Source organism: Rickettsiales endosymbiont of Peranema trichophorum, assembly GCF_004210275.1.
In the GTDB taxonomy this organism is placed as follows: domain Bacteria; phylum Pseudomonadota; class Alphaproteobacteria; order Rickettsiales; family Midichloriaceae; genus RICK02.
In genome coordinates this window covers 1-1,259 of record NZ_SCFA01000096.1, presented here as the reverse complement: position 1 = coordinate 1,259, position 1,259 = coordinate 1, and the positions used below count along the sequence as shown (strand labels likewise).

General features: G+C 38.9%; 1 protein-coding gene and 1 pseudogene. Both read left to right on the top strand.

Going from position 1 to position 1,259, the window contains the following annotated elements; genetic code table 11:
• Positions 1-811: hypothetical protein (locus EDM53_RS06235; RefSeq protein ID WP_165379657.1), on the top strand; the 811-nt coding region annotated here is incomplete at its 5' end.
• 182 nt (positions 812-993) lie between these two features.
• Positions 994-1,259: pseudogene (locus EDM53_RS04920) on the top strand (IS110 family transposase); the annotation flags it as partial.

Sequence of the window (1,259 nt, the reverse complement as noted above, 5' to 3'; positions counted from 1 at the left end):
TGCATGGCAATACAAGGAGTATCTGTACAAGGGAGAGATTGGGAGATTTAAGGATATATTGAAAGAAAACAAGCTAGATGAGAGAGTATCGGTAGATATTTTACGTAATTATGGAGAGTTTAAGAAGCATGTGCTGCTTAAACTACACCCTGACAAGGGAGGGAGAGGGGAAGATTTTATATTTGCAAGGGAATTGCAGCAAAAAATGAGCTCTGATATTGATATAAAGGGAATAATAGGAGAAAAAGCGGCAGAAGTGGAAGTTATGATGTATAAAGTAGCGTTGAGCATCAAGATAGCTGATACAGTAGTGGATGTACTAAGAGTGGTCAATCGACCAACAGTTGAGAATGTGAAGCAAGTGGTATTGGGTACAGTGCATGTATATGGAATGTACAAGGGATTGAATGTGTATGGATTAGCACTAGTGGGTTTGGAAGCTACATATCAAGTGTACCAAGGGGAATACGGAGAGGCGCTAAAACAGGTACTGGTAACGACAGTTTACATGGCATTGCCTATAGTGATGGGTGCAGGAGGTTTGCCATACGCAGGGTTGATATTTACATCAGGAATGACGGTATACAGCCTTTACCATCTGATGTCCAACGTGCATAGTCTGTACACAGAATACACGAGTGATGAGAATGGAGGAAGATCAGCGTCTGGATATGGAGAAGTCTACAGTTTATTAGCACGAACTCCATTACAATACGTATACGAGTTTGATAGCTCCAGGGGAGAGTATAATGAATTGATGCAGGAACAAGAACAACCGAAAGGATTCGAAGAAGTACTGAATGAGCCATAGGATGTATGGTTTTAATGCCCACACATTGTGGGTACGTAATAGTAAGTGTGTAATACATACTGTAATTGCAAATAGTAAGGTTTGTATGGAGAATGGATACACAATATAATTATTTGGATATTCGAATAAGGAGTGTATTTATTCGATGGGAATAACTTTAATTAATTATAGGAGTGTATCCAATGAAGTATTATATAGGTTTAGACGTGTCATTGAAAGAAACATTTATCAATGTAATTAATGATAAGGGTAAAACAGTATACGAATGTTCAGTATTAAGCGAAGCAGATGCGATTGGAGATTGTTTAAGGGCAGGAGGGTATAAGGAAGATGCTATTTTAGGGATAGAAAGCGGACAGCTATCAATACATTTATGTAAAGCGTTATCAAAGGCAGGATTTGAGGTGAAGTGCGTAGATGCGAGGCATATGGCAGCAGCATTATCTGC